The organism is Pelagerythrobacter aerophilus (assembly GCF_003581645.1).
Taxonomy (GTDB): Bacteria; Pseudomonadota; Alphaproteobacteria; order Sphingomonadales; family Sphingomonadaceae; genus Pelagerythrobacter; species Pelagerythrobacter aerophilus.
Window position 1 is genome coordinate 84,697 of record NZ_QXFK01000018.1, and the last position, 26,222, is coordinate 110,918.

The 26,222-nt window shown below is 67.3% G+C and carries 27 protein-coding genes; 14 read left to right on the top strand and 13 right to left on the bottom strand.

Annotated features, from left to right (window positions below):
* Positions 1-40: 40 nt before the first annotated feature.
* On the bottom strand, positions 41-670 hold the full coding sequence (locus D2V04_RS11245) for a S24 family peptidase (RefSeq protein ID WP_228766391.1): 630 nt from the start codon (positions 668-670) through the stop codon (positions 41-43).
* Positions 671-800: 130 nt separating this feature from the next.
* On the opposite strand from D2V04_RS11245, the gene D2V04_RS11250 reads away from it, so the two are divergent.
* Together D2V04_RS11250 and D2V04_RS11255 are read left to right on the top strand one after the other, a co-directional pair.
* Positions 801-998, top strand: a complete 198-nt coding sequence (locus D2V04_RS11250; protein ID WP_119513794.1) for a hypothetical protein — start codon at positions 801-803, stop codon at positions 996-998.
* Positions 988-1,326, top strand: a complete 339-nt coding sequence (locus D2V04_RS11255) for a hypothetical protein (RefSeq protein WP_119513795.1) — start codon at positions 988-990, stop codon at positions 1,324-1,326. The genes D2V04_RS11250 and D2V04_RS11255 overlap by 11 nt, the downstream gene beginning before the upstream one ends.
* A gap of 116 nt (positions 1,327-1,442) precedes the next feature.
* On the opposite strand, the gene D2V04_RS11260 is transcribed toward D2V04_RS11255, so the two are convergent.
* The 7 genes from D2V04_RS11260 to fsa all read right to left on the bottom strand — a co-directional run bounded on the left by D2V04_RS11260 (position 1,443) and on the right by fsa (position 9,249).
* On the bottom strand, positions 1,443-2,888 hold the full coding sequence (locus D2V04_RS11260; protein WP_119513796.1) for an aldehyde dehydrogenase family protein: 1,446 nt from the start codon (positions 2,886-2,888) through the stop codon (positions 1,443-1,445).
* Positions 2,889-2,936: 48 nt separating this feature from the next.
* Positions 2,937-3,875, bottom strand: a complete 939-nt coding sequence (locus D2V04_RS11265; protein WP_119513797.1) for a D-2-hydroxyacid dehydrogenase — start codon at positions 3,873-3,875, stop codon at positions 2,937-2,939.
* Between the two features lie 13 nt (positions 3,876-3,888).
* Complete coding sequence (locus tag D2V04_RS18365; protein ID WP_324186883.1) at positions 3,889-4,413, bottom strand: endonuclease domain-containing protein; 525 nt, start codon at positions 4,411-4,413, stop codon at positions 3,889-3,891.
* Between the two features lie 144 nt (positions 4,414-4,557).
* A complete protein-coding gene (gene cysS, locus D2V04_RS11275) occupies positions 4,558-6,033 on the bottom strand; it encodes a cysteine--tRNA ligase (protein ID WP_119513799.1) in 1,476 nt (491 codons plus the stop codon).
* Positions 6,034-6,067: 34 nt separating this feature from the next.
* The gene (locus tag D2V04_RS11280) at positions 6,068-6,745 is read right to left on the bottom strand and encodes a nitroreductase (protein WP_119513800.1); all 678 of its coding nucleotides are present in this window, start codon (positions 6,743-6,745) and stop codon (positions 6,068-6,070) included.
* Positions 6,746-6,752: 7 nt separating this feature from the next.
* Positions 6,753-8,573: a cobaltochelatase subunit CobT gene (gene cobT / locus D2V04_RS11285; RefSeq protein ID WP_119513801.1), complete on the bottom strand. Its 1,821-nt coding sequence runs from the start codon at positions 8,571-8,573 to the stop codon at positions 6,753-6,755.
* Between the two features lie 19 nt (positions 8,574-8,592).
* Complete coding sequence (gene fsa, locus D2V04_RS11290) at positions 8,593-9,249, bottom strand: fructose-6-phosphate aldolase (protein ID WP_119513802.1); 657 nt, start codon at positions 9,247-9,249, stop codon at positions 8,593-8,595.
* 154 nt (positions 9,250-9,403) lie between these two features.
* Here fsa and D2V04_RS11295 point away from each other — a divergent pair, with 154 nt between their 5' ends.
* A complete protein-coding gene (locus D2V04_RS11295) occupies positions 9,404-11,569 on the top strand; it encodes a primosomal protein N' (RefSeq protein ID WP_119513803.1) in 2,166 nt (721 codons plus the stop codon).
* Between the two features lies 1 nt (position 11,570).
* Here the strand turns inward: D2V04_RS11295 and D2V04_RS11300 are convergent, their stop codons facing one another.
* Genes D2V04_RS11300 through D2V04_RS11310 form a run of 3 tightly spaced genes read right to left on the bottom strand, consistent with a single transcriptional unit; the run spans position 11,571 to position 13,829 of the window.
* The gene (locus D2V04_RS11300) at positions 11,571-12,320 is read right to left on the bottom strand and encodes an isocitrate lyase/PEP mutase family protein (protein WP_119513804.1); all 750 of its coding nucleotides are present in this window, start codon (positions 12,318-12,320) and stop codon (positions 11,571-11,573) included.
* Complete coding sequence (gene ada, locus D2V04_RS11305; RefSeq protein WP_119513805.1) at positions 12,317-13,351, bottom strand: bifunctional DNA-binding transcriptional regulator/O6-methylguanine-DNA methyltransferase Ada; 1,035 nt, start codon at positions 13,349-13,351, stop codon at positions 12,317-12,319. The genes D2V04_RS11300 and ada overlap by 4 nt, the downstream gene beginning before the upstream one ends.
* A 1-nt stretch (position 13,352) precedes the next feature.
* Positions 13,353-13,829 carry a DUF1203 domain-containing protein gene (locus D2V04_RS11310; protein WP_119513806.1) on the bottom strand — a complete coding sequence of 159 codons (477 nt, stop codon included), beginning with the start codon at positions 13,827-13,829 and terminating at the stop codon, positions 13,353-13,355.
* 106 nt (positions 13,830-13,935) lie between these two features.
* Here D2V04_RS11310 and D2V04_RS11315 point away from each other — a divergent pair, with 106 nt between their 5' ends.
* The 8 genes from D2V04_RS11315 to D2V04_RS11350 all read left to right on the top strand — a co-directional run bounded on the left by D2V04_RS11315 (position 13,936) and on the right by D2V04_RS11350 (position 21,645).
* Positions 13,936-15,477, top strand: coding sequence for a trypsin-like peptidase domain-containing protein (locus tag D2V04_RS11315; protein WP_119513807.1), 1,542 nt, complete (start codon positions 13,936-13,938; stop codon positions 15,475-15,477).
* Between the two features lie 145 nt (positions 15,478-15,622).
* Positions 15,623-16,177, top strand: a complete 555-nt coding sequence (locus D2V04_RS11320; protein ID WP_119513808.1) for a F0F1 ATP synthase subunit delta — start codon at positions 15,623-15,625, stop codon at positions 16,175-16,177.
* A gap of 30 nt (positions 16,178-16,207) precedes the next feature.
* Complete coding sequence (gene atpA, locus D2V04_RS11325; RefSeq protein ID WP_119513809.1) at positions 16,208-17,737, top strand: F0F1 ATP synthase subunit alpha; 1,530 nt, start codon at positions 16,208-16,210, stop codon at positions 17,735-17,737.
* 99 nt (positions 17,738-17,836) lie between these two features.
* Complete coding sequence (locus D2V04_RS11330) at positions 17,837-18,718, top strand: F0F1 ATP synthase subunit gamma (protein ID WP_119513810.1); 882 nt, start codon at positions 17,837-17,839, stop codon at positions 18,716-18,718.
* Positions 18,719-18,740: 22 nt separating this feature from the next.
* Complete coding sequence (locus D2V04_RS11335) at positions 18,741-19,076, top strand: hypothetical protein (RefSeq protein ID WP_228766392.1); 336 nt, start codon at positions 18,741-18,743, stop codon at positions 19,074-19,076.
* A gap of 22 nt (positions 19,077-19,098) precedes the next feature.
* Positions 19,099-20,556, top strand: a complete 1,458-nt coding sequence (gene atpD / locus D2V04_RS11340) for a F0F1 ATP synthase subunit beta (protein WP_119513812.1) — start codon at positions 19,099-19,101, stop codon at positions 20,554-20,556.
* Positions 20,557-20,677: 121 nt separating this feature from the next.
* The gene (locus D2V04_RS11345) at positions 20,678-20,935 is read left to right on the top strand and encodes an ATP synthase F1 subunit epsilon (RefSeq protein WP_119513813.1); all 258 of its coding nucleotides are present in this window, start codon (positions 20,678-20,680) and stop codon (positions 20,933-20,935) included.
* A gap of 152 nt (positions 20,936-21,087) precedes the next feature.
* Entirely contained in the window at positions 21,088-21,645 is a 558-nt protein-coding gene (locus D2V04_RS11350) for an SAM-dependent methyltransferase (protein WP_228766393.1), read from the top strand.
* On the opposite strand, the gene D2V04_RS11355 is transcribed toward D2V04_RS11350, so the two are convergent.
* The gene (locus D2V04_RS11355) at positions 21,642-21,848 is read right to left on the bottom strand and encodes a hypothetical protein (RefSeq protein ID WP_324186884.1); all 207 of its coding nucleotides are present in this window, start codon (positions 21,846-21,848) and stop codon (positions 21,642-21,644) included. The genes D2V04_RS11350 and D2V04_RS11355 overlap by 4 nt on opposite strands.
* A 102-nt stretch (positions 21,849-21,950) precedes the next feature.
* Positions 21,951-23,306 carry a bifunctional UDP-N-acetylglucosamine diphosphorylase/glucosamine-1-phosphate N-acetyltransferase GlmU gene (gene glmU, locus D2V04_RS11360; RefSeq protein WP_119514248.1) on the bottom strand — a complete coding sequence of 452 codons (1,356 nt, stop codon included), beginning with the start codon at positions 23,304-23,306 and terminating at the stop codon, positions 21,951-21,953.
* A 53-nt stretch (positions 23,307-23,359) separates the two neighbouring features.
* On the opposite strand from glmU, the gene D2V04_RS11365 reads away from it, so the two are divergent.
* The 3 genes from D2V04_RS11365 to D2V04_RS11375 all read left to right on the top strand — a co-directional run bounded on the left by D2V04_RS11365 (position 23,360) and on the right by D2V04_RS11375 (position 26,222).
* Positions 23,360-24,019: an HAD family hydrolase gene (locus D2V04_RS11365; RefSeq protein WP_228766394.1), complete on the top strand. Its 660-nt coding sequence runs from the start codon at positions 23,360-23,362 to the stop codon at positions 24,017-24,019.
* 124 nt (positions 24,020-24,143) lie between these two features.
* On the top strand, positions 24,144-25,079 hold the full coding sequence (locus D2V04_RS11370) for an SDR family NAD(P)-dependent oxidoreductase (RefSeq protein WP_119513815.1): 936 nt from the start codon (positions 24,144-24,146) through the stop codon (positions 25,077-25,079).
* Positions 25,080-25,148: 69 nt separating this feature from the next.
* Positions 25,149-26,222, top strand: coding sequence for a hypothetical protein (locus D2V04_RS11375; RefSeq protein ID WP_119513816.1), 1,074 nt, complete (start codon positions 25,149-25,151; stop codon positions 26,220-26,222).

Sequence of the window (26,222 nt, forward strand, 5' to 3'; positions counted from 1 at the left end):
CGATGCTACCCTGGCTCATCACAGGCGGTGGGGCGACCCCTCACACCCGCCCGCCCTTCCACACCACGCGGCCGATCACCTCGACCTCCTCGCGGGCGAGGTCGATCGGGGCGTAGGCCTTGTTCAGGCTGATGAGCGCGATGCGGCCCGGGGCGCTGGCCTGGAGCTGCTTGACGTGGAGCGCGTCGCCGATGCGGACCACGTGGATGCCCTCGTGCCCGCGCTTGTTGCGGTCGACGAAGATCTCGTCGCCGCTGCGCAGGAGCGGTTCCATCGAATCGCCCTCGACCCGGATGGCCGTGAGATCGGCGCCCTCGAGCCCCATCTCGCGCAGCCAGCGAGGGGAGAAGCGGAAGGCGTCGAAGGGGATTTCCTGCGCGCCGAGCGCGCCCGGTCCGGCGGAAGCGTCGAGCGAAAGGCGCGGCACCTCGACCCAATCCACCAGCGGACCGACATAGGATTTATCCGCCGGTGCGCCGAGCTCCGATTCGGCGACACCGAAGAACTCAGCGAGTGTGCGCCGATCCTCTTCCTCTAGCTTCCGAGGGCTGCCCTTGCGGACGAATTGCTGAAGATACGTGGGGTTACGCCCGATGAGCTGCGACAGCCCGGCAAGGCTCGCCCCGCGCTCGCGGGCAAGTTCGATCAGGCGTTCCCGGGCATCGGTCATGCGAATATCCATCCTCGCAACATTTTTCCCGCATAGACGATGTATTTTTCCTAGACAAGTAGGATTTCAGGTGGAACGAATCAGGAACACACCGTTCCGAGTCGCCCACCATCACCCGTCGGGGAGAGCCATGCTGATTCGATCCATCGAGAAATTCCTCCGCGCCTACGACGTCTCCGCGACCACGTTCGGCCGCCTGACCGTGAAGGACCCACGCTTCGTGTATGACCTGAGAAACGGCCGCGAGCCGCGCCCCGACACCGAGGCGCGCGTGCAGGCCTTTATCGCCGGCTACAAGGCCGGGCGGGAGACCACCCATGCCGCGTGATCCCCTGCCCCCTCGCCGCACCACGGCCGACCGGCTGCGCGAGGCGCTGCTCGAGTTGGCCGAGAACAGGGCCGCAGTACGGACCCATCGCGAGAAAGCCTGGGCGAGCGTAACCTTCGAAGGCTCCCGCCACACGGTGACACTGCGCTTCGACGGACACCATGCCGTCGCGGCGGGCGAGCAGTTCATCGCCGCCCTGCCCGAGCACGAGTTCGCGATTCTCGGCCAACTCGTCGCCGACGCGACCGTCACCCGGGTCGATCACACCCTGCTGCCTCAGCCGCAAATGACGGTCGAGTGCGAGCTTCTGCTGCTGGTAGACGCATGATCATTCACTATCCCCCGCCGCCCAAGCCGGGCTGGATTCCCGCACACGTCGCCCGCGCCGGAGGGTCAGAGCACTTTTCGACCAGGCACGGCGGTCCGGAGCGGTCGAGAAGCGCTCTAACCCGCGCTCTCCCGTCGGATGACGAGGTTACGGATCTCGCTCATGTCTTCCATCGAGAAGCGGATGCCTTCGCGCCCGAGACCGGAGTCCTTGACCCCGCCATAGGGCATGTTGTCGACGCGGTAGCTGGGGACGTCGTTGACGATCACCCCGCCGACTTCGAGCCGGTCCCAGGCGTCGAGGACCTTGTGGATGTCGCGGGCGAAGACTCCGGCCTGGAGGCCGAAGCGCGAGTCGTTGACCCGGGCGAGTGCCTCGCCGAAGTCGGTGAAGCGGGAGAGGTTGGCGAGCGGGCCGAACGCCTCCTGCCGGTTGGCGTCGCAGTCTTCGGGGACGTTCTCGAGCAGCGTGGCTTCGAGCATGTTGCCCTCGCACCCGCCCCCGCACAGCAGCGTGGCACCGGCCTCGACGGCCTCGTCGATCCAGCCCTTGAGTCGACTCGCCTCCTTCTCCGAGATCATCGGGCCGATGAAGGTTTTCGGGTCTTTCGGATCACCCGCGACAAGGGCCTTGGTCTTCTCGACCAGCATCGCCTTGAACCGATCGTACACGCTCTCGTGGATCAGGATCCGCTGCACGCCAATGCAGCTCTGGCCCGACTGATAGAAGGCGCCGAAGACGATCCGCTCGAGCGCGTGATCGAGATCGGCATCGCGGTCGACGATCGCCGCCGCGTTGCCGCCGAGTTCGAGCACGACCTTCTTCTTGCCCGCTCTGGCCTTGAGCGCCCAGCCAACCTCGTCCGACCCGGTGAAGCTCAGCAGCTTGAGCCGTTCGTCGGTGGTGAACAGGTCGGCCCCATCGCGCCGCGCGGGCAGGATCGAAAAAGCGCCCTCGGGCAGCGCGTCGCACTCGGCCAGCACGTCGCCGATGATCAGCGCGCCGAGCGGCGTAAGGCTGGCGGGCTTCATCACGAACGGACACCCCATCGCGATCGCCGGAGCGATCTTGTGCGCGGCGAGGTTGAGCGGGAAGTTGAATGGCGAGATGAAGCTGCACGGCCCGATCGGCACGCGCTTCCACATGCCGAGATAGCCCTTCGCCCGCGCCGAGATATCGAGCGGCTGGATCTCGCCGTAGTTCCTGACCGCTTCTTCCGCCGCGATGCGGAAGGTATCGATCAGCCGCGTGACCTCGCCCTCGGCATCGTTGATCGGCTTGCCGGCCTCGACGCACAGGGCATAGGCGAGCTCGTCGAACCGTTCGCGGAACCGCTCGACGCAGTGCTGGAGCACCGCCTGCTTCTCGTAGCTCGCCAACCGCGCCATCGGCTCGGCCGCGCGCACGGCCCCGGCAATCGCCTCATCAATCACATCGGGCGTGGCGAGCGCGGTGCGGAAGGCGACCTTGCCGGTATATTTGTCGGTCACCTCGAGATCGGTATTGGGCTGCGCCGGCCGGTTGTTGAGGTAGAGCGGGTAAGTGTCCTTGAGCTTCGGCATGCGGTCCTCCTGCCGGATCAATCCCCGCCGCGGCCGAAGGGTCCGCGGTCAGTATCCGCGTGCGGGATCGAAGATCGGTTCGAGCGGTTCCCCGGCGACATAGCGGCGGCAGTTGGCAAGGAAGCGCTCGGCCGAGCGGATAAACATCCTGTCTTGAGCACGACCGGAAAGGTGCATGGTTACATGCGCGTTATCGAGCGACCACAGTTTGTCCTCGGCCGGCAACGGCTCCGGTGTCGTGACGTCGAGGAATGCGCCGCCGATGCGCTTCTCCTCCAGCGCGGCGACGAGCGCGTCCTGATCGACCACCGCGCCGCGGGCGATGTTCACCAGCACCGCATCGGCCTTCATCGCGGCCAGTTCCTCGGCGCCGATCATGCCGTCGGTCTCGGGCGTCGCGGGGACGGCGAGGATCACCCAGTCGAACTCGCCGAGCCGCGCCCGCCACTCGTCCGGTCCGAGCACGCCTTCTCCGCCCGAACGGCGCACGACCGAGACCTCGACCTCGAACGCCTCCAGCCGCGGCTTGATGAGCTTGCCGATCGCGCCGTAGCCGAGCAGCAGCGCCTTGCTGCCGGCGAGCTCGCGCTTGCCCGGCGAATCGGTCAGCCACTCGCGCCGCTCCTGCGCGCGGACGACCTCGCGATAGCCCTTGGCCACCGTCAGCATGCCCATCACGACATACTCCGCGATGGTGATGGCGTTGATGCCGGCGCCGTTGGTGATGGTAACCCCGCGCTGTTGCAGCAGGTCGAGCGGCAGGAAATCGAGCCCGGCGTAGATCGAGTTGAGCCAGCGCAGCTTCTCCGCCCGCCGCACCGCCTCGGCCATCGGCTCCTTCGCATCGAGATCGAACCACCCGATCTCCGCCTCGGGCGCGAGCGCGTGCAGTTCCTCGATCGAAGTGTACCAGCGCGGCTCGATCCCGGCCGGCAACTGCGCCTCCACCAGCGGGCGGATGAGGCCGGAAAGAACGGCGACGGTCATTGGGTTTTCCCTTTCAATTCCCTGCGGCCCCTGCACCACCCGCTTCGCGGGCGGTCCCCCTCCCCATCGCAAGACGATGGGGAGGATTGGCGGCGGTCGAGTCCTCCCCAACGACTTGCGTTGGGGAGGTGGCTGCCGCGCCAGCGGCTGACGGAGAGGCCTTCTTTCCCATCATCACCAGCCGTTCCTCCGCCAACGCCAGAATCCCTTCGGCGACTGCCGTCGCATCCGCAAGCACGTCGCTCGCAAGAATGCGGAGGGTTCCGATCCGGCGCTCGCGCAGCCAGGCATCCCGCTCTTCGTCGCGCGCAGGCCGGTCGCCCATGTCGTGCGCGAGGCCATCTATCTCGATCGCGAGATTGGCCCGAGCGCAGAAGAAATCGAGCACATAGCGACCGGCCGGGTGCTGCTTGCGGAAGCGGAGGCCACGTGGCGAACTGCGTAGCTGTTGCCACAGCAGCACCTCCGGCAGCGACATTTCGCGCCGCAGGCGCTTGGCGCGCTTTACGGTGCGAGTCGGCTTTGCCGGTCGGCTCAAGGGGCCCCTCCACCACTCGCTGCGCGAGCGGTCCCCCTCCCCAACGCAAGTCGTTGGGGAGGATTGGCTGCGGCAGTCGATCCTCCCCAACGACTTGCGTTGGGGAGGTGGCATCGCGAAGCGATGACGGAGGGGCTTCCGCCCCTACCCAAGCTTCCATTCCCAGCCCAGCGGATCGCCGTCCATCACTTCGACTCCCTTCGCCGCCAGCTCCTCCCGGATCGCGTCGGAGCGGGAGAAGTCGCGTGCCGCACGGGCGTCGCGGCGGCGTTCGAGGGCGTCTTCGACATCGTCCTCGTCCAGTTCGGCGTCCTTGGGCCGCAGCCGCAGGTCGGCACGGGTGAGGTCGAGCAGGCCGAGGCCGAGGATCGAGTCCATCTCCGCGATCGCCGCGCGCCGGGCGGCCGGGTCGATCTTCTTCGCCGCCAGCGCTTCCTCGAAGGCGGTCAGCGCGAGCGGGGTGTTGAGATCGTCGGACATCGCGGCGTCGAACCGGTCGAGGAACGGCGCGAGGCGCGGGTGGCGCGGGTCGCCGCCTTCGTCCGCATCGGCGAAGCGCTCGGCGGCCAGCACCATGCGCTTGAGGCGCGTCAGCGCGGCGCCGAGGCCGTCCCACGAGAACTCCAGCTCGCTGCGATAATGCGCCTGGAGGCACATCAAGCGGTAGGCGAGCGGGTGGTAGCCCTTCTCCGCCAGCAGCGGCAGGCGCAGGAACTCGCCGGCGCTCTTGCTCATCTTGCCCGACCGCTCGACCAGGAAGTTGTTGTGCATCCAGATGCGCGCGCCGCTGGCGAGCGGATCGTCGAGGCCGTTGGTGCAGCAGCGTGCCTGATTCTGGGCGATTTCGTTCGGATGGTGGATCTCGCGGTGGTCGATCCCGCCGGTGTGGATGTCGAACGGGAAGCCGAGCAGTGCTTCGCCCATGACAGAGCATTCGAGGTGCCAGCCCGGCGCGCCGCGGCCCCAGGGACTGTCCCACTCCATCTGGCGCGTCTCGCCGGGCGGGGTCTTGCGCCAGATGGCGAAGTCGGCGGCGTTGCGCTTGCCTTCGACCGCCTCGATCCGGCCTTCCCCGTCCTCGGTCTTCGCGCGGGCGAGCCGGCCATAGTCGGCAACGGTCGAGACGTCGAAATAGAGGCCGCTGTCGAGTTCGTAGCAATGCTTGTCCGCGATCGACTTCGCGAATTCGATCATCTGCGGCACGTAGTCGGTGGCGATCGACCAGTGTGCCGGGTCGGGCTTGCCCGCCTTCATCGGCCCCCGGATGTTCAACGCCTTGACGTCGGCCCAGTATGCCTCGGTGTAATGCTTCGCGATGTCCCAGATCGACTGGGCTCGTTCCGCTGCGGCTTTCTCCAGCTTGTCCTCGCCCGCGTCGGCATCGTCCGTCAGGTGACCGACATCGGTGATGTTGACGACATGGGTGAGCGCGTAGCCCTTCCAGCTCAGCGTACGGCCGAGCACGTCGGCAAAGACGTAGGCGCGCATATTGCCGATGTGCGGGTAGTTGTAGACGGTCGGCCCGCAGGAGTAGAGGCGCGCCTCACCGGGATGGACGGGCTCGAAGGTTTCGAGCTGGCGGGTCAGCGAGTTGAAGAGCTGAAGGGGCGTGCCGGTCATCGCCGCAAGCCTTGGCCCGCGCGCGGGCTCGCGGTCAAGCGCCGAAACCCTGCCAGCGGATCGCCTCTCCCAGCGGCGCGCGGGCGACGGGGAAGCCGTTCACCGGCGCCTCCGGATCGCGCCAGCCGATTGCGAGGCCGCAGAAGAAGGTGTGATCCTCCGGGATCTCGACCACTTCGCGGATCTGCGGCGAATAGACCGCCCAGGCCTCCTGCGGGCACGAATCGAGCCCCTCTTCGCGCAGGAGCAGCATGATGGTCTGCAGCCACATGCCGATGTCGGACCACTGCGGCGGCCCCATGTATCTCGGCGTGTGGACCAGCATCAGCACCGGCGCGCCGAATGCGCGGAAGTTGTTGGCGAACCACTGGAGGCGCTGCGCCTTGTCTTCCCGCGCGACACCGAGCGCGCCGTACATGTCCTCGCCCACGCCGAACCGGCGCTGCTCGTAGGCGCCGTCGAGTTCCGGCGGGTAGATGTGATACTCCGGCGCATGCGCCGCGCGGCCCCTGGGGAACTCCTCCGCAATCCGCGCGAACAGGCGCTGCAGCGGCTCGCCGGTGAGAACGAGCCCGTGCCACGGCTGCGTGTTCCCGCCCGACGGCGCCCGCTGCGCCTGCTCCAGAACCCGCGCCAGAACCGCGCGATCGACGGGCTTGTCGAGGAAGGCGCGGATCGAACGGCGGCTGGCGACCGCTTGGGACACGTTCACGATCGGCTCACTCCGCCTCGAACAGCCCGGCGAGCTGTTCGATGATGGTGCCGCCCAGTTGCTCGACGTCCATGATCGTCACCGCGCGCTTGTAGTAGCGGGTGACGTCATGGCCGATGCCAATGGCGACGAGCTGGACCGGGGATTGCTTCTCGATCCACTCGATCACGCGGCGCAGGTGGCTTTCGAGATAGCCGGCGCTGTTCACGCTCAGGGTCGAATCGTCGACCGGCGCGCCGTCCGAAATCACCATCAGGATACGGCGATCCTCCGAGCGGCCGAGCAGGCGCTGGTGCGCCCAGAGCAGCGCCTCGCCGTCGATGTTCTCCTTCAACAGCCCCTCGCGCATCATCAGGCCGAGATTGCGGCGCGCCCGACGCCATGGCTCGTCGGCCTGCTTGTAGACGATGTGCCGCAGGTCGTTGAGGCGGCCGGGATGCGGCGGCTTGCCGTCGGCGAGCCAGGCTTCGCGGCTCTGCCCGCCCTTCCATGCACGGGTGGTGAAGCCGAGGATCTCGGTCTTCACGCCGCACCGCTCGAGCGTGCGCGCGAGAATGTCCGCGCTGATCGCCGCGATCGAGATCGGCCGCCCGCGCATCGAACCGGAATTGTCGATCAGCAGGGTGACGACGGTGTCCTTGAACTCGGTATCGCGCTCGACCTTGTAGCTCAGCGAATGACCGGGGCTGATGACGACGCGTGCGAGGCGCGCGGCATCGAGCAGCCCTTCTTCCTGGTCGAAGTCCCAACTCCGGTTCTGCTGCGCCATCAGGCGCCGCTGGAGGCGATTGGCAAGCTTGGTGACGACCGACTGGAGCCCGGCGAGCTGGCTGTCGAGATAGGCGCGAAGCCGGTCGAGTTCCTCGGCGTCGCACAGCTCGCCGGCCTCGACGATCTCGTCGAACTTGTCCGTGAAGTAGGTGTATTCGAAATCGTTCGGGATGTCGGTCCACGGGCGGTTGGGGCGGACGGGCAGCATGCCCTCGTCGCCTTCTTCCGAAGGCTCGCCGTCGGCCATTTCCTCGCTCGACTCGGTATCGCCGTCGGTCTCGCTGTCGCCTTCGCCCTCGCTCGGCTCGCCCGCGATCTCGGTCGTCTGCGGCTCGGCCTCACCGGTGTCCTCGCCCTCGTCCTGATCCTCGTCCTGATCGAGGCCGTCCTCTTCGTCGCCTTCCTCGTTGTCGCCGCTCTCGTTCTCCTCCGGCCGGGTGAGTTCGAGGTGGCGCAACATGTCCAGCGCAAGTGACTGGAATGCCTTCTGATCGTCCAGCGAGAGCGCGAGCGCTTCCAGATCGGGCTCGGCTCGCGCCTCGATGAACTCGCGCACCATTTCGACACCGGCGCGCGCGCGTTCGGGGATCGGCGCCCCGGTCAGCCGCTCGCGCAGGATCAGGCCCAGCGCGGTCTGCAGCGGAACGTCGTTCTCGCTCTGCGCCCGCGCAATCGGATCGCTCGCCGTGCGCAGCTCCACCGCGGCATCAAGGTTCTCGCGTATGCCGCTGAAATTGTTCGCTCCGAGCGCCTCGTAGCGGACCTGTTCGGCCACATCGTAGCAGGCGCGCGCGACCGGTTCCGACGGCGCCCCGCGCGCGTGCAGCGCGGCGTTGTGATGACGCAACTTGAGCGCGAAGCTGTCGGCGAAGCCGCGCGCCTCGCGGGCCTGCTCCGACGGCAGGGTACGTCCGGGGAGCGGGACGCGGAAATTCTTGCCGTTGGCCGCAGGCGCGTCGGCGCTCCAGGCGACCTCGACCTCGGGCTCGCGCGCGAGGGCGCGCGCCGTTCCGGTCAGCGCCTGCTTGAAGCGGTCGAGGGGAGTCTGGTCGGCCAAGATTACGTCCGCGTCCGTCTCACTTCAGGATCGTCTGCCCGGTCTTCGCCCAGTCGGCGAGGAACCCTTCGATGCCCTTGTCGGTCAGCACGTGCTTGAACAGCCCCCGGATCACGCTCGGCGGCATGGTCGCGACGTCGGCGCCGATCTTTGCGCTCTGGAGCACATGCGTCGCGTGCCGCACCGAGGCCACGAGTATCTCCGTATCGAACAGATAATTGTCATAGATCAGGCGGATATCGCTGATAAGCTCCATCCCGTCGAACCCGTTGTCGTCATGACGTCCGACGAACGGCGAAACGAAGGTCGCCCCGGCCTTGGCCGCGAGCAGCGCCTGGTTGGCCGAGAAGCACAGCGTGACGTTGACCATCGTTCCGTCACTGGTCAGCGCCTTGCAGGTCTTCAGGCCGTCGATCGTCAGCGGCACCTTGATGCAGACGTTGTCGGCGATCTTGCGGAGGACTTCGGCCTCCTTCATCATCGTCTCGTGGTCGAGGGCGACGACCTCGGCGCTCACCGGTCCGTCGACGAGGCTGGATATTTCCTTGGTCACTTCCATGAAGTCGCGACCCGACTTTGCGATCAGCGAGGGGTTGGTGGTGACGCCGTCGAGCAGGCCGGTCGTGGCCAGGTCCTCGATCTCGGCGGTGTCGGCGGTGTCGACGAAGAATTTCATGTTCGGCTCCGATTGGCGATTCCCGTCCGCCTTAGCCAAGCCACCCAATGACGGCTAGGCCTTCCGGGCCCCCTCCGGCGAGCAACAAACCGGACATTTCGCCCGGCCCCGTCTTGCCGCCGGCGCCCCGCCGCTCTCATATGGGCGCGATCCGATGAACCGCGTCCGTCTCCTCGTCTTCAATGCCGCGCTCGGCGCGCTCGACTACTCGGTGCCGCCGGGGATGACGGTCGGGCCGGGCTCGGTCGTGGCCGCGCCGCTCGGCCCGCGCCAGATCGTCGGGGTGGTATGGGACGAAGAGCGCCTGCCGGCCAATCCCGTTCCCGACGCCAAGCTGCGCCCGCTGATCGAAGTGCTGCCGGTCCCGCCGCTCAGCCCCGAGCTTCGCCGGCTGATCGAGTGGACGGCAGACTACTACTGCGCCCTCCTCTCCTCCGTTGCACGCATGGTGATCGCCAGCGGCGGGGCGCTGCGCGGACCTGCCACCGTCACCGAATACCGCCTCACCGGCGGCATGCCCGAACGCATGACGCCGCAGCGCGAGCGGGCGATGGAACTGCTCGAAGGCGAGCAGGCGACGATCCGCGAGCTGGCCGAACTCGCCGGCGTGTCGGACGGCGTGTTGCGCGGCCTGGTGAACCAGGGCGTGCTGGAACCGGTCGTCGTCGATTGCGACCGCCCCTACCCGCGCGGCGATCCCGACCACGCCCTGCCAGAGCTGACCGCGGACCAGCGCGCAGTCGCCGACCGGCTGGTCGAGGCCGTCGGCGCCGATGCGTTCGCGCCCTTCCTGCTCGACGGCGTGACCGGCTCCGGCAAGACCGAGACTTATTTCGAGCCGCTCGCCGCCGCGCTGCGCCTGGGCCGGCAGGTCCTCGTCCTCCTGCCCGAGATCGCGCTGACCGAGGCGTTCCTGCGCCGGTTCGAGGACCGGTTCGGTGCGCCGCCGGTGGTCTGGCATTCCTCACTCAAGTCGACCGAGCGCCGCCGCGCCTGGCGCGCGATCGCGAGCGGGGACGCGCAAGTCGTCGTCGGCGCGCGGTCGGCGCTGTTCCTTCCTTATGCGCGGCTGGGCCTGATCGTGGTCGACGAGGCGCACGAGGTCAGCTTCAAGCAGGACGAAGGGGTCCGCTACAACGCGCGCGACGTGGCGGTGATGCGCGGGCATTTCGAGCGCATTCCGGTGATCCTCGCCAGCGCCACACCGGCACTCGAGAGCCTGCAAATGGCCGAGAGCGGAACCTACGAACGCCTCGAACTGCCCAGCCGCTTCGGCGCGGCCGAGCTGCCGGCGATCGAGACCCTGAACCTGACGGAGGAACCGCCGGAGCGCGGCCGCTGGCTCGCCCCGCGGCTGGCGGAGGAACTGGCGATGCGGCTGGAGCGCGGTGAGCAGTCGCTGCTGTTTCTCAACCGCCGCGGCTATGCTCCGCTGACGCTATGCCGCAACTGCGGGTTCCGCTTCCAGTGCCCCAACTGCACCGCGTGGCTGGTCGAGCATCGTTTCAGCCGCCGGCTCGCCTGCCACCACTGCGGTCACGAGACCCCCCCGCCCGCGACCTGCCCCGAGTGCGGCGAGCCCGACTGCCTGGTCGCCTGCGGCCCGGGCGTCGAGCGGATCGCGGACGAAGTCGCCGAAATCCTGCCCGAGGCACGCGTCGCGGTCGCGACCAGCGACACGCTCAACTCACCGGAGAAAGCGGCGGAGTTCGTTTCGCAAGTCGAAGCCGGAGCGATCGACGTGATCGTCGGCACGCAGCTCGTGACCAAGGGCTTCCATTTTCCCGAGCTGACGCTGGTCGGTGTCGTCGACGCCGATCTCGGCCTCGAGGGCGGCGACTTGCGCGCGGCGGAGCGCACCTATCAGCAGATCGCGCAAGTGGCCGGCCGTGCCGGTCGCGGCGACAAGCCGGGGCAGGTCCTGATCCAGACGCGCCATCCCGAAGCCGCTGTCATCGCCGCTCTCGCGGCCGGCGACCGCGACGCCTTCTACGCAGCCGAGACCGAGGCGCGCCGCCACGCGGGCGCCCCGCCGTTCGGCCGCTGGGCCGCGATCATCGTTTCGAGCGAGGACGAGGCCGAAGCCAAGGAAGCCGCCCGCGCGATCGGCGGGACGCGCCCCGACCACCAGGACATCGCCATCCTCGGCCCAGCACCCGCGCCGCTGTCGCTGCTGCGCGGCCGCTACCGCTACCGCCTGCTCATCAACGCCCGCCGCAGCGCGCAAGTACAGGACGTGATCCGCCAGTGGCTCGGTGCCCTCGACTTCCCCCGCGGCGTGCGGGTGAGCGTGGATGTGGATCCATACAGCTTCGTGTAGCTCAGGCGTAGAGCGCCCGCGCTTCCTCGGTGAGGCGCGCCATGGCCTCGCTCCACGGGACGGGTCCCCAACTGACGCGAGCAACGCCAGCTTCGGTCAGCGTCGCGAGGTCGGGCATGCCGGCGCGCATCATCACGTTGACGGGCAGCGGAGCGCGCTGACAAGTCTCCGCGATGAGCTCCGGATCGCTCATGCCGGGGACGAAGAAGCATTGGGCGCCAGCTTCCTTGTAGGCAGCGGCCCGCTCGAGCGCTTCGCTCAACAGGGTGCGGTCGTTGGGGTTGCCGCCGGCGAACAGCGGCTTGAGGAACAGATCGGTGCGCGCGTTGACATAAAGCCCGCTGGCCGCGACGGCGGCCACCCGGCGGGCTTGCCCTTCCACGGAGTGCAGGCCTGCACCGCCGACCGTCTGATCCTCGAAGTTGCAACCGACGACGCCCGTTTCAGCTAGCAGCTTCGCATGCTCGGTGAGATGCACCGGATCGACCGCGAAGCCGCCTTCGAAATCGGCCGAAACCGGCACGTCTACCGCGCGAGCGATGCGGCGCAGGCAATCGAGGAACAAGTTGAACGGGATTCCCTCTCCGTCGGGAAAGCCGTTGGCTTCCGCGAGCGAATAGCTGCCGGTAGCGAGTGCGGGGGCGCCCCCTGCGGCCACGGCGCGCGCGCTGCCGGCGTCCCAGATGTTGTAAAGCAGCACCGGGGCGCCGGGGCGGTGGAGTGCTGCGAACTGGTCCTTCAAAGCATTCATCCTTGTTTCTCCCGCGCGAGAAGTTCTCGCTTGATGTCGAGGCCGTAGGCATAGCCGCCGAGGTCGCCGTCGCTGCGGATCACGCGGTGGCAGGGGATCAGCACGGCGACGTTGTTGCGCGCGTTGGCGCTGCCCGCGGCGCGAACCGCTTTGGGGTTGCCGGCAGCGGCTGCGATGTCGGCGTAGCTGCGGGTTTCGCCCGGCGGGATTTCCCGCAGCGCCTTCCAGCATGCTTCCTGAAAAGCCGTGCCCTTCACGTCGAGCGGGATGTGCGCGAAATCGCCCGGCGATTCGACCGAGGCGACGACCTCGGCCAACAGCTTCTCGAATTCGGCGCCGCCCTGAACCAGATCGGCCTTGGGGAAACGGCGGCGCAATTCGGCCTCGTCCTCGTCGAACGAGAGGCGGCATACGCCTTTATCCGTGGCAGCGACGAGCATCGGCCCGATCGTCGTCGGGACGACGGCCCAATGAATCGTGACTCCTTGGCCTCCATCGGCCCATGCGCTCGGCGCCATGCCCAGCCTCCCTCTCGCATCGTCGTAGAATCGCGACGGCCCCGAATAGCCCGCCTCGTAGATCGCTTCGGTTACGCTCGCCCCGCCGCTCAGCGCGTCGCGGGCACGCTCGGCGCGCAAAGCGCGGGCGTAGGCGGCGGGCGAGAGGCCCGTCGCGCGCTTGAACACGCGCTGGAAATGGCTCGGCGAATAGCCGGTGAGCTGCGCCAGCTCGTCGAGCGAGGGCGCGCTGTCGGCTCCGTCGACGCCCTGCTTGATCTCGTCGATCGCGGCGAGCACCGCCGCTTCATCGCGGGCGACGTCGTCGGGCAGGCAGCGCTTGCACGGTCGCAGCCCTGCGGCGCGCGCGTCGGCGCCGCTGGCGAAGAAGCGCACGTTCTCGCGGCTCGGATGGCGTGCCGCGCACGAAGGGCGGCAATAGATGCCGGTGGTGAGCACCCCGGTCACAAAACGGCCGTCGAAGCTGCGGTCGCGCCGCTGGACCGCGGCCCAGGCAAGATCGTCGTTAAGCATGTCAGTGCTCCTCATACCGTTCGATCCGCGCGGCGAAACAGCCATGCTTCGCGTTGTGCGCATCGATATAGGCAATGTCTTCCTCTTTCAGGAGGTCGCGGATGACAGTGTCCACGTCGTCCTCCAGCGCCAGCGAGGCGCGGTGCAGCAGGCCTGCCGCGGTGTAGCCGCGTAGCGCGATCGGCCTCGCGCGCAGCACCGGCGGCAGGCTGTCGACGAATTCGGCAGCACGATCCGCCGTCCGCCGCACATAAATGGCGAAAGTGTTGCGGTAGGGCGTGTCAGCCGCGTGATTGGTAAAGTTCGTGAGCAGGATTTCCTCGCCCGGCGCAGCGTCCTCGAGACTGACGCGGCAGGGGTAGTAACCGTCCGGCCCCACCGTCAGGCACTGCGAGAGCGAAGCGGCCAGTGCGCCGGGCTCCATCGCAAAACGGTCTGCGAACTGCGCGGGGTCGAGCCCGCGGATGCGATAGGTCATGACAAGCGATCCTTTCGTGCTGTCTGTCACTGACATGCGCGCACTTGAGGACGGCTGCATCCCGGACCTTGCGGTCAAAACGGAGACTCCCCTAGAAGCCGTGTAGATGATGCGTCTGCTCACCCTGGCCGCCGCGCTGCTTGCGCTGTTCCTTCCCGCCGCGGCACAGGCCGATCCGGCCGACGTCGACGCGGCCGCGCGCGGCGTGGTGCGGGTGGTGATCATCGGCACCGACGGGCAGGAAGTCTTCCCGGTCAGCCACGGGACCGGCTTTGCCGTGGCGCCAAAGAAGATCGTCACCAATGCGCATGTCGTGCGCGAAGCCCTGCAGGACGATACGCTGCGCATCGGCATCGTGCCGAGCGAAGGTGGCGAAGCGGCGGCCTATGCCCGGCCGGTCGCCGTCTCCCCCAGCAACGATCTGGCACTGGTTGAGATCACGGGCGAGTTGCGCCTGCCGCCGCTAACCGTCGCAGCCGGTCCGGTGCGCGACGGCGAGGTCTCGGCGGTCGGGTATCCGATGAACGTCGACCGCGCGCAGGGGCTCGACATGCGCGATATCTTCCAGTCGCAGCCGCCGGTTAAGAGCCGCGGGTTCATTTCCGGCCAGCGGCCGAGCCGCCTGTTCGACACCATCCTCCACACCGCGCCCATCGCGCGTGGCAACTCAGGCGGGCCGCTGCTCGACGGATGCGGGCGGGTAATCGGCGTCAACAGCTTCGGCACCGATTCGGACGGCTCCGACGGAGAGTTCTATTTCGCGGTCTCGACGCGCGAACTGCTGCCTTTCCTCCAGGCGAACGATGTCGAGCCGCGGGTGACCGAACTGCCCTGCCGCAGCCTCGACGACCTGAACGAGGCCGAGCGCGCGCGGGTCGAGCACGAACAGGCGGAAGCGCGCCAGCAGCTCGCGGCGCGCACCGCCGAAGCCCGCGAAGAGCGGCAACGTGTCGAGGACGAGGCGCGCGAATCGGTCCAGACCGACCGTGAGAACGCGATGGCCCTTGCCTTCCTTCTTACCCTGATCGCCACCGGCGCAGCCTTTGCCGCGTGGCAGGCGCGGCAGGAGGGCGAAGGCGGCGAGCGCAAGCTGATGATCGCCGGCACGATCTGCGCGATCGCGGCGATCGCGGCGCTGGCGCTCTGGTTCACCCGCCCCGGCCTCGAGGAGATCAACCGCCGCGTCGCCGCCGTGGCGAACGAGGGCGGCGACACGCCCGACGCCCCGGGCGCCAGCGCGACCGGTGACGGCATGCTGGTTTGCACCCTCGACCTTTCGCGCAGCCGTATCGTCGGCGCGCCCGATCGTGAGCTCGAATTCTCCTGGCGCGAGGACGGCTGCGTCAACGGCCGCACGCAATACGGCTTCTCCGGCGGGACCTGGTCGCGCGTGTTCGTGCCGGACGAGGAGGATACCGTTTCGGTCAATCAGTTCGATCCGGCGACCGGCACGTTCCGCAACGATCGCTATCTTCTTGGCCGCAGCGCAATGACAGAGGCTCGCACCGCGCGCGACGCCTATACGCCGCCCAAGTGCGGCGCGCCCGAAGCCGCGAGCAACGTCGCCGACCTGCAGTCGGGCGTGACCGGTCTGCTCCCCGCCGCGCCGAACGAACGGCTGGTCTATTCCTGCGAGGCAAAGCGATAGGGTACTGCGGCCGGTGGCCGAGTCGGGTTGCATCGCAGCAAGGCCGGTGCTAGGCGCGCGCCAGCTTTGCCGGGTGCGGTTCATCCGCTCATGTCGGCATGGCCATGCACCGCTATTTTCCGGACCTTCAAAGGACGAGAGACGCGTGGAGATTTCCGCCGGTATTCAGGCTAGCCTGTCAGGGCGTTATGCCTCGGCATTGTTCGACCTTGCCGCTGAGCAGGGCACGGTTACGGCCGTCGAATCGGACCTTGCCAAGCTGTCCGAGGCGCTCGCCGAATCGAGCGATCTGCGCGCCGCGACCACCAACCCCGAACTCAGCCGCAAGGCGCAGGGCGCGGCCATGGCCGGTGTTGCCAAGCTGCTCGGCCTCAGCGAACTGGCCGGCAACTTCCTCGGCGTGCTCGCCGCCAACCGCCGGCTCGGCGAACTGCCCGCGATTATCCGCGCCTTCCGCGCGATCGCCGCCGCGCAGCGCGGAGAGGTTTCGGCCGAAGTCACCAGTGCCCACGCGCTCACCGACGCGCAGCTCGCCGCGCTCAAGGACAAGCTGACCGCACGCGAAGGCCGCACCGTGAAGCTGGAAACGAGCGTCGACCCCGACCTCCTCGGCGGGCTCGTCGTCACCATCGGTTCGAAGCGGATCGACGGTTCGATCCGCACCCGCCTCAATTCTCTTGCCCACGCCATGAAGGGCTGACGCCACAAGGCTTCGAAGGAAGACACGAACATGGAAATCCGCGCCGCAGAAATCTCCAAGGTCATCAAGGACCAGATCGCCAACTTCGGCACCGAAGCCGAAGTGAGCGAAGTCGGCTCCGTCCTTTCGGTCGGTGACGGCATCGCCCGCATCCACGGCCTCGACAAAGTCCAGGCCGGCGAGATGGTCGAATTCGCCAACGGCATTCAGGGCATGGCGCTCAACCTCGAGGCCGACAACGTCGGCGTCGTGATCTTCGGCTCCGACGCCGAGATCAAGGAAGGCGACACCGTCAAGCGCACCGGCACGATCGTGGACGTTCCGGTCGGCAAGGGCCTGCTCGGCCGCGTGGTCGACGCGCTCGGCAACCCGATCGACGGCAAGGGCCCGATCGAGAGCACGGAGCGCCGCCGCGTCGAGGTCAAGGCCCCCGGCATCATCCCGCGCGAATCGGTTTCCGAACCCGTCCAGACCGGCCTCAAGGCGATCGACGCGCTCGTGCCCGTCGGCCGCGGCCAGCGCGAGCTGATCATCGGCGACCGCCAGACCGGCAAGTCCGCCGTCGCGATCGACACCTTCATCAACCAGAAGGAAGTCAATCAGGGCGACGACGAGGGCAAGAAGCTCTACTGCATCTACGTCGCCGTCGGCCAGAAGCGCTCGACCGTGGCGCAGATCGTCCGCCAGCTCGAAGAGAACGGCGCGATGGAATACTCCATCGTCGTCGCGGCGACCGCTTCCGAGCCGGCCCCGCTGCAGTACCTCGCGCCCTACACCGGCTGCGCGATGGGCGAGTTCTTCCGCGACAACGGCATGCACGCCGTGATCGTCTACGACGACCTTTCCAAGCAGGCCGTCGCCTACCGCCAGATGTCGCTGCTGCTGCGCCGCCCGCCGGGTCGCGAAGCCTATCCGGGCGACGTGTTCTACCTCCACAGCCGTCTGCTCGAGCGTGCGGCGAAGATGAGCACGGCCAACGGCGGCGGCTCACTGACCGCGCTGCCGATCATCGAGACGCAGGCGGGCGACGTGTCGGCCTACATCCCGACCAACGTGATCTCGATCACCGACGGGCAGATCTTCCTCGAGACCGGCCTGTTCTACCAGGGCATCCGTCCGGCGATTAACGTGGGCCTGTCCGTGAGCCGCGTCGGCGGCGCCGCGCAGACCAAGGCGATGAAGAAGGTGTCCGGCTCGATCAAGCTGGAGCTCGCGCAGTACCGCGAGATGGCCGCCTTCGCGCAGTTCGGCTCGGATCTCGATGCCGCGACGCAGAAGCTGCTCAACCGCGGTGCGCGCCTGACCGAGCTTCTCAAGCAGGCCCAGTTCAGCCCGATGCCGTTCGAGGAGCAGACCGTGTCGATCTTCGCCGGCACCAACGGCTATCTCGATGCGATCCCGACGAACCGGGTGACCGAGTACGAAGCGGCGATGCTCAGCTACATGCGCAGCGAACACGCCGACGTGCTCGAGGACATCCGCGAGAGCGGCAAGTTCGAAGACGATGTGAAGAGCCGCACGGTGAAAGCGCTCGATACCTTCGCCAAGCAGTTCGCTTAACGGCCGTCGCCCCGGCGAAAGCCGGGGTCTCGTGCCGCTAGGTACGACCTGGATGATAGCGACCCCGGCTTCCCGGGGTGACGAGAAAGAGAAACGAGAGTGGCTTCACTCAAGGAACTCAAGGGCCGGATCAACTCGGTCAAATCGACCCAGAAGATCACCAAGGCCAAGCAGATGGTCGCGGCGGCGAAGCTGCGCAAGGCGCAGGCCGCGGCGGAAGCTGCGCGTCCTTATGCCGAGCGGCTGTCCGCGGTCATGGCTTCGCTCGCCGCCAAGATCGGCGGCAGCGACAGCGCGCCTCGTCTGCTGGCCGGTACGGGCGGCGACAAGCGCCATCTGCTGGTGGTGGTCAACACCGACAAGGGCCTGTGTGGTGCGCTCAACGCCAACGTGGTCAAGGCCGCGAAGATCAAGGCGCGCGCACTGATCGCCGAGGGCAAGGACGTCACGTTCTACCTCGTCGGCAAGAAGGGCCGCGCGCCGATCAAGCGCGACTATGCCGACCGGATCGAGCAGAACTTCGACACCAGCACGGTTCGCGATCCGGGCTTCGGGGAAGCCGAAGCGATCGCCGACGAACTGATCGCGATGTACGAGGCGGGCAAGTTCGACGTCGCGCACCTCGTCTATCCGATCTTCAAGTCGGCGCTGGCGCAGGATCCCACCGTTCAGCAATTGATCCCCGTGCCCGCTCCGCAGGCCGAAGCCGAAGCCGGCGCCGCCGATGCAGTGGTCGAATACGAGCCTGACGAGGAAGCGATCCTCGAGGAGCTGCTGCCGCGCTACGTCAAGACACAGGTCTTCGGCGCGCTGCTGGAAATCGCCGCCTCCGAACAGGGTGCGTCGATGACCGCGATGGACAACGCGACGCGCAACGCGGGCGAGCTGATCAACAAGCTCACCATCCAGTACAACCGCAGCCGCCAGGCCGCGATCACCACCGAACTCATCGAAATCATCGCCGGCGCCGAAGCGCTCTAAGGCCAGCTACCGGAACATTATCGTGAAAAAGATCGCTCTCCTCCTTCCCGTCCTCGCCCTCGCCGCCTGCGGCCAGGAACCGGCGCCCGAGCCGGCACCGACGCAGACTCCCACTGCGCCCGCCACGCCCTCGCTGCCGGCGCCGGATCAAGAGCTTCTCACCGGCATACTGGCCGAGGCGTGCCCCGAACTTAAGCCGGTCAACACGGCCGTCTGCAAGCGCGCCGGGTTCGGCTCGACCGACGTGATCTGCGAATACGGTCTCGGCGAAGACGAATATCTCCGCAACAAGGCGACGCTGACCGCGGGCGAAGGCGAGTGGGTACTCGCCGACCCTGAAAACGTTTGCGCCCAATAACCCGCTAGGCAGGACAGACATCATGGCCACCGCACCTGTACTCAACCAGACCACGAATGGCACCATCAGCCAGGTCATCGGCGCCGTCGTCGACGTGACCTTCGAAGGCGAGCTGCCGGCAATCCTCACCGCGCTCGAGACGAAGAACGGCGACAACACGTTGGTGCTCGAGGTCGCACAGCACCTCGGCGAGAACACCGTCCGCACGATCGCGATGGACGGCACCGACGGTCTCGTCCGGGGCCAGGAAGTGGTCAGCACCGGTTCGCAGATCTCGGTTCCCGTTGGCCCGAAGACGCTCGGCCGCATCATGAACGTCGTCGGCGAGCCGATCGACGAGCGTGGCCCGATCGGTGCCGAACAGACCGCTCCGATCCACGCCGAAGCACCGCTGTTCATCGACCAGTCGACCGAAGCGGCGATCCTCGTCACCGGCATCAAGGTCATCGACCTGCTCGCGCCTTACGCGAAGGGCGGCAAGATCGGCCTGTTCGGCGGCGCCGGCGTGGGCAAGACCGTGCTCATTCAGGAGCTGATCAACAACATCGCCAAGGGCCACGGCGGCGTGTCCGTCTTCGCCGGCGTGGGTGAGCGTACCCGCGAGGGCAACGACCTCTACCACGAGTTCCTCGACGCCGGCGTCATCGCCAAGGATGCCGAGGGCAATGCGACCTCGGAAGGCTCCAAGGTGGCGCTCGTGTTTGGCCAGATGAACGAGCCCCCCGGCGCCCGTGCCCGCGTCGCGCTCTCGGGCCTGACCATGGCCGAGTACTTCCGCGACCAGGAAGGGCAGGACGTGCTGTTCTTCGTCGACAACATCTTCCGCTTCACGCAGGCGGGTTCGGAAGTGTCGGCGCTGCTCGGCCGTATTCCTTCGGCGGTGGGCTACCAGCCGACCCTGTCGACCGACATGGGCAACCTGCAGGAACGCATCACCTCGACCACCAAGGGCTCGATCACTTCGGTCCAGGCCATTTACGTGCCGGCGGACGACCTTACCGACCCCGCTCCGGCCACCTCGTTCGCCCACTTGGACGCAACCACCACGCTGAGCCGCGCGATCTCGGAGCTGGGCATCTACCCGGCCGTCGACCCGCTCGACTCGACCAGCCGCGTGCTGGAGCCGCGCGTCGTTGGCCAGGAGCACTACGAGACCGCGCGTAAGGTTCAGGAAACGCTGCAGAAGTACAAGTCGCTGCAGGACATCATCGCGATCCTGGGCATGGACGAGCTGTCGGAAGAGGACAAGCTGACCGTCGCCCGGGCGCGCAAGATCCAGCGCTTCCTGTCGCAGCCGTTCCACGTCGCCGAGGTGTTCACCAACATCCCGGGCGAGTTCGTGCAGCTCGAGGACACGATCAAGTCGTTCAAGGCCGTCGTCGAAGGCGAATACGACCACTTGCCGGAAGCTGCCTTCTACATGGTCGGCGGCATCGACCAGGTCGTCGCCAAGGCGAAGAAGCTGGCCGACGAGGCGTAAGCAAGATCCCCCCTCACCGCTTGCGGGAGGGGGTTAGGGGAGGGCCTGTTGGGCACCCCCTCCCCGAGAAGTAACAAGCCCTCCCCCGGCCCCTCCCGCAAGCGGGAGGGGGGAGAATGACATGGCACTGCATTTCGAACTCGTGACCCCGGCAAAGCTCGTCCGCAGCGAGGACGTCCACATGGTGGTCGTCCCCGGCGCGGAAGGCGAGTTCGGCGTGCTGGAAGGCCACGCGCCGTTCATGTCGACGATCCGCGACGGCGCCGTGCAGGTCTACAGGACCGAAGGCGCCGCGCCCGAGGAGATCCAGGTCCGCGGCGGCTTCGCCGAAGTGGGCGAGAACGGCCTCACCGTGCTGGCGGAGCATGTCGAGGGCTGACGCCCCCTGCCGGATCGGAAACAAAGGGGCGGCCGTGAGGCCGCCCTTTTTTGTGCCATCCTTCCGCTCCTCCTGCCCCGTACAGCCCGCGCGGCGAACGCTCCGCATCATCGTTAATGCGGGTGTCACAATTTCACGCTCATGCGAGCGACGTGATCTCCGCCCTTCCCTTTCGGCTGGCTCTGCTCGCCGCGTTCTTCCTTGCGCTTGCCGGGTGCGGCCCGCGGGTGGACATCCATTATATCCCGACGCCTGAGCCCGTGGTCGAGGCCATGCTGGAGATGGCCGAGATCGGCGAAGGCGACGTATTGTACGATCTCGGCTCCGGCGACGGGCGCATCCCGATCGCGGCGGCGAAGAAGTTCGGGGTCCGCGCGGTCGGGATCGAGATCGACCCGCAGCTCATCAAGGTTGCGCGCCGGAACGCCGAGGAAGCCGGTGTCTCCCACCTGGTCGAGTTCCGCGAGTCCGACCTGTTCGCGACCGACTTCTCCGATGCGGACGTGGTGACGCTCTACCTCGGCGACATGCTCAACCTGCGCTTGCGCCCGCAACTGCTCGAACAGCTCGAACCCGGCGCGCGCGTGGTGAGCCACGACTTCAATATGGGCGACTGGGCGCCCGAGGAACGCCGCGTGGTCGCGAACCGGCCGGTCTTCAAATGGACCGTGCCCGAGACCTTCATCCCAGGCTTCGGCGGCGTCGACTAGCGCCGCCCGCGCGTCGGCGCGTGGAAGTCGGGCGGCTTATCCGCGATCCAATCGAGAAACTTTCCTATCGCCTCGTCGGCGCGCAATCGCTCCGGATCGTCGCCGAGCCGCGCGAGTTGGGCGTTCGTGAAATTGGCATGGATCGCGCGGTGGCAGATCGGGTGAACGGGGACGGTGACGCGGCCCTTCTTGGCCTTGGGCACCGGATGGCCACTGCAGCCGCGTGACAATCGGACGGCAGCAAAGCCAGCAGGTGAGCGGCTTGCCGGCCGCGTCGTCTTCACCCCTCACCATCTTTCGAGGGGCTACTTCGCCTTCTCTGCCTTCTTCTTTTTCATCGCGTCGTGAAACCGGTCGGCCCAGCCCGGCTTCACCAGTTGCTCACCGCGGACCATGCGCAGTTCGCCGTCCGCGACATCGCGGCTGACCGCACTTCCGGCGGCCACGATCGCGTCGGCGCCGATCTTCACCGGAGCGATCAGCGCGCTGTTCGAGCCGATGAAGGCGCGCGGACCGATCACGGTCTTGTACTTGAAGTACCCGTCGTAGTTGCAGGTGATCGTGCCCGCGCCAATGTTCGCGCCCGGCCCGACCTCGGCGTCACCAAGGTAAGTCAGATGATTGGCCTTCGCGCCCTCGCCCAGCACGGCTTTCTTCATCTCGACGAAATTGCCGACTTTGCTGCCCTTCTCCATCACCGCGCCGGGGCGTAGGCGGGCGAACGGGCCGACCTCGCAGCCGGGCCCGATCTCGGCGCCTTCGATATGGCTGAAGGCGCGGATCGTCGCACCGTCGGCGACTTTCGCACCCGGGCCGAAGACGACGTTGGGCTCGACCGTCACATCCCGGCCGATCTCGGTATCCCAACTGAAGAACACCGTCTCCGGAGCGCGGAGCGAAGCGCCGTTCGTCATCGCCTCCTCGCGCTTCAACTCCTGCCATTGCGCCTCGGCCCGGGCGAGTTCGGCGCGGCTGTTGATGCCCGCGACCTCGTCCGAGTCGTCGGTCACGACCACCGCGCTGTGCCGCCCGTCGGCATTGGCGACATTGACCACGTCCACCAGGTAGTACTCGCCCTGGCTGTTGTCGTTGCCCACCCGCGCCAGCAGGTCGAACATATCCGCCGCCCGCGCCGCCATCAGCCCTGAATTGCACAGCCGGCAGGCGCGCTCGGCGTCGCTTGCGTCCTTGTGTTCGACCATCTTCGTGATCCGCCCGTCCGCATCGGCGACCACGCGACCGTACTGCAACGGATCGGCAGGCTCGAACCCGAGCACGACCACCGCGGGCTTGTCCTCGGCATGGAGACGGTCGAGCATCATCCCCATCGTCTGCGCGCGCACGAAGGGGACGTCGCCGTAGAGGACCAGCACGTCGCCTTCGAACCCTTCGAGGCTCGCCTGCGCCTGCTGCACTGCATGGCCGGTGCCGAGCTGCGGTTCCTGCAGGCAGGTCTCCGCACGGTCGCCCAGCGCTGCCTCAAGCTGTTCGCGCCCGCTGCCGACCACGACCACCGTCTTCGCGGGAGCCAACTCCGCAGCGGACGCCATCAGGTGGTCGAGCATCGGCCGTCCGGCGATCGGGTGGAGGACCTTGTGCAGGTCCGATTTCATGCGGGTGCCCTTGCCCGCGGCAAGGATGATCGTGGCAAACTCTCTCATGCGCGCGGCCATGCCAGCAAACGCTTGCGGTTTGAAGAACCATCCGTCAGGCCGTGCCGCATGGCGGATTTCCCCTTCGACATCGTCGGCTTCGATCTGGACGGCACGCTTCTCGAGACGCACCGCGATCTTGGCGCGGCAGTCAACCACGCGCTCGCGCTCGGCGGGTTCGACAGTGTTCCCGCGGACAGCGCCAAGGACCTGATCGGCGGCGGCGCGAAGATCATGCTCAAGCGCGCGGCTTGCCCGATGACGAGTTCCACAAGCTTTACAAGCAGATGCTCGCCTTCTACGGCGAGAACCACGCGGTTCACACGCGGCCCTATCCCGGCGCGGTCGAGATGCTCGACGAACTGGCGACGCGCGGCGTGCGGGTGGGCGTGGTGACCAACAAGTTTGAACAGTTCGCCCGCGCCATCCTCGGTACGCTAGAGCTGGTCGACCGGTTCGACTGCGTGATCGGTGGCGACACCATGGGCAAAGGGCGCGCCAAACCGGCGCCGGACCCGATCCTCCACGCCCGCGAATGCTGCGGCGGCGGGCGCATGATCTATGTCGGCGACAGCTCCTACGACGTGCGCGCCGCCCGCGCGGCGGAGGTGCCGGTAATCGCCGCCTGCTATGGCTATTGCGACAAGCCGCGCGATGAACTCGGCGCGGATGCCTCGATCGATTCGCTGAGCGAGCTTATTCCGGTGCTTCGGAAGCTCTGAACCTCGTGCCGCTACGGCATTGCGCTCTGTCACGCGACCGGTTGCATCGCCGGGCGGAACCTGTCACGCCGCGCTCGGATTGACGCACACGTAAGGCCGGAGCAGGCCGCGAGGAGGACATGCCATGACCGTTTCGTTCAAGGACAAGGTTGCCATCGTCACCGGAGCCGGCGGCGGCCTGGGCAAAGAATACGCGCTCGAGCTTGCCCGGCGCGGGGCGAAAGTCGTGGTCAACGACCTGGGCGGTTCGCGCGACGGCACCGGTTCGTCCGACGCGGCGTCGCAAGTGGTCGAGGAAATCGAGAAGGCCGGCGGCGAGGCGATCGCCAACGGGGCCTCGGTCACCGAATACGAGCAGATGGAAAAGATGGTCGCCGACGCCAAGCAGAAATGGGGCGGCGTGCACATCCTGATCAACAACGCCGGCGTGCTGCGCGACAAGACTTTCGCCAAGATGGAGCCGGCCGACTTCGAATTCGTGGTCAAGGTCCACCTGACCGGCTCCGCCTTCGCCACCAAGGCCTGCTGGGAAACTTTCCGCGAGCAGGCCTACGGCCGCGTGCTGATGACCGCGAGCTCGACCGGCTTGTTCGGCAACTTCGGCCAGGCGAACTACGGCGCGGCCAAGCTCGGCCTCGCCGGCCTGACCAAGACGCTCCAGCTCGAAGGCGCGAAGTACAACATCAAGGTCAACACGCTCAGCCCCGTCGCGGGCACGCGCATGACCGAGGATCTCTTCCCCGAAGAGGCGTTCAAGCTGTTCGATCCGGTCAACGTCGTCCCCGCCGCGCTCTTCCTGGTGAGCGAGGATGCCCCGACCAACGCCATCGTCGGCGCGGGCGCGGGCGGCTTCCACTCGGCCTGGGTCATGATGAACGACGCCGTCTGGCTGAAGGAAGAAGACCGCACGGTCGAAGGCTTCGCCGCCAATTGGGACAAGATCGGTGCGATGAGCAACCTCCACGCCCCGCAGTCGGGCGCCGAGCAATCCGCCGCGATCCTCAAGGCGATGCAGGGCGTTCTCGGCAGGGGCGCGGCGCCCTCGTCCGCGCGCGACTGACTACACGCTGTATTGACACAGTAATACACTAGGCATAACTTCTCCCCTTCACAGGGGAGGAGTATGCCGATGTACACCGAAGACGATCTGCGGGGTGCGGTTGCCAGCGGTGCGCTGAGCGCCGACGCGGCCGAGGCTCTGCGCAATCACGTGCGCGGCATGCGCAGCGCGCCTCAGGGCGACGAAGAGCACTTCCGCCTGCTCAACAGCTTCAACGACATCTTCGTGACTATAGCGGCGGTTCTGTTGCTCGTTGCGATGGCCGGGATCGGCCAGGCGATCACTCCGGCCCTCGATGGTCCGCCGCCTTTCTCCGGCGTTCTGATCGCCGGTGCGGCCTGGATGATGGCCGAGTTCTTCACCCGCAAGCGGCGCATGGCGCTGCCGAGCATCGTGCTGCTGCTCGCTTTCGTTGGCGGGGTGTTCGAGGCGATGGTCGGCTTCGTGGTTCTGGCTTTCCAAGCGAACGACGCGAACGAATCGCTGATCGCCGCCCTGATCGCAGGCTGCGCATTGATTACCGCCGGGGCGGCCTGGGTGCACTGGCGCCGGTTCATGGTCCCGATCACGGTCGCCGCGGGTGCGGGAGCGATCGCCGGCACCGTGATCGCTCTCGTCGTGGCGGTGATCGGCCCCGACAATGTCGAGCCCGAAACCGCCCTGATGCCGCTGGTCTTCGCCGCCGGCCTTGCCATCTTCCTGTTCGCCATGCGGTGGGACGCGAGCGACCGTGAGCGGCAGACCCGCCGCAGCGACGTGGCCTTCTGGCTCCACCTGCTCGCCGCCCCGATGATCGCGCATCCGCTGTTCTACTGGATCGGCGTGACCGAGGGGGTAAACATCGGCGCCGCGGCAGCGATTGCAGTGCTCGTCGTCTACGTCGCGATGGGTATCGTGGCACTCGCGGTCGACAGGCGCGCGCTGCTCGTATCCGCCCTGGCCTATGTGCTGGTGACGCTGACCTGGCTGTTCGACCGCTTCGGCGCGGTGGAGCTCAACGTGGCGCTCACGGCGCTCGTGATCGGATCGGCGCTGCTCACGCTCTCGGCGTTCTGGACACCGATCCGCAATGCGGTGGTCGACTGGCTGCCGGGCGCGCTCCAGGCGCGCCTGCCGGTGGCGGGAGCGGTCGCGCACGCCTGA